General features: G+C 31.4%; 3 protein-coding genes and 1 pseudogene. All 4 read right to left on the minus strand.

Features of this window, described 5'->3' with window-relative positions:
• A partial coding sequence (locus tag T367_RS23070; RefSeq protein ID WP_027421131.1) for a type II secretion system F family protein occupies window positions 1-482 on the minus strand: 482 nt, incomplete at its 3' end.
• Window positions 472-969, minus strand: coding sequence for a PulJ/GspJ family protein (locus T367_RS0118270; RefSeq protein ID WP_157454308.1), 498 nt, complete (start codon window positions 967-969; stop codon window positions 472-474). The genes T367_RS0118270 and T367_RS23070, both read right to left, overlap by 11 nt.
• Window positions 959-1,351, minus strand: a complete 393-nt coding sequence (locus tag T367_RS0118275; protein WP_027421133.1) for a type II secretion system protein — start codon at window positions 1,349-1,351, stop codon at window positions 959-961. The genes T367_RS0118270 and T367_RS0118275 overlap by 11 nt, the downstream gene beginning before the upstream one ends.
• Window positions 1,339-1,674, minus strand: a pseudogene (locus T367_RS25090) (hypothetical protein); the annotation flags it as partial. The gene T367_RS0118275 and the pseudogene T367_RS25090, both read right to left, overlap by 13 nt.

A 1,674-nucleotide genomic window follows, 5' to 3' on the forward strand; every position in this document is an offset into this window, starting at 1 on the left:
GTCATCATAAAGTAGACCAAACCAATTGTAATAACTAAAACAAATAGTGGATAAGACATCACCGAAGTAATCTGTTTTTTCATCGCACTTTGATCTGCGTAATAAATAATTAATTCGTCGAGCACTTCTACTAATCGATTTGACTCCTCGCCTACTTGTATACAATAAAATTCATATTCTGAAAACTTATTGCTTGCAGCTAAACCTTGTGATAGGGATTTACCTTTGATAACCGTTTCGTAAATTACATTAAGGGTATCAATATCTTTTTGTTTTTCTTGCTCATCTGTGATGATCTCAAGTGCAGTTCTCAAATCTACGTCTGCAGCTAATAGGGTTCGCATGTCCAAATAAAATCTTTCCTTTTTCTTTGCTCCAAAATGACCTCCAAAAAAATCAATATCAGTAGTGAACCAATTTTTTGATTTTGTTGGTTGATCTATTTTAACGGCTTCGATATTTTGTTCGATCTTAAACCCCATCAAGAATAGCTTTATTTATTTGTTCAGCATTATCTGTTTGTCGATAAAAATCACAAGTCAACTTGACCTTGTTCACTAATACTTCAAGATGTACACCATCAACCGTGGACTTATCAGACTGTTCAATTGATTTTATTAAATAATAATTTTCTATTTTACTCGACAGGGTATCAATCGAATTATCTGTATATCTCAGTAAGTCTAAATCACTTTGAAAAATATGGATTTTACTGCCGGATCGTTCGAAAAAAAGTTCGTTATTTACTGTGTTTAAATGTATGTTTGGGTCAAATATGGTTCGTTTTAAATCAGCTTTTAATAATAAAAATTTGTTTAATTCTGCTCTTGTGTTGGTATAGCTATATAATTGCTGATTAATTACCGTAAACATTGAGAAAACCATTCCAATGATAATGCTTGTAATCACCATTCCTGAAAGGACGTCCATTATTGTAAATGACGATATTTTGACCAGTTTATTCTGCATTTTCTAAGAATATCATTAAATGATTTTCAGTATATAATTCATTTGAATAATTATCAGCAACTGAATAAGTGACTTTATATAAACCGTTTGAATGCTTATTTTTATAGACTTCAATTTCTTGTTTTATAGTATAACTTCCATATTCAAATAGCTTATCTTCCACTTCTTTTTCAGTTGTAAGTCGCTGGTGGCATCTGTCTACTTCTAACAATGCCTGGTGAAACACCATAGGATCTTCGGATTTTAAAACATTACTATAAACAGCACTTCCAAGCCAAACTAATACAGACAAAATCGTTATTGCTACTAATGATTCTAGCATAGTAAAACCATTTAATCTGCGATGTTTTGACCTTTTGCTAATCCAATTTAATTGAGCCATGAAATGAGGTTTAGTTTTGTCGTAGAATTAAAAATATTGGCAGTCGTAAATTTTACAGGTAAGTTTGATGAAACGACTCCATTTAACAAATGGTTTTCGTAAGACGAAGATTGAGTTTTAAGAAAGAACTTTTCGGTATATAAATGACCGTTAATCTCTCCTAATAATTGTGTTTTACCTTGGCAATAAACCAAGCCGCTAATTTTGCTGTTTTTCGACAGTGTAAGCTCCGGTAATTTTCTAAAATTCGGTTTATCTGACTTGATAATTACTGATCCAATTATTTGCACAAATTCACCTATTTTGATACAAGAATTCTCTTC

This window comes from Crocinitomix catalasitica ATCC 23190 (assembly GCF_000621625.1).
GTDB classification, from domain to species: Bacteria; Bacteroidota; Bacteroidia; order Flavobacteriales_D; family Crocinitomicaceae; genus Crocinitomix; species Crocinitomix catalasitica.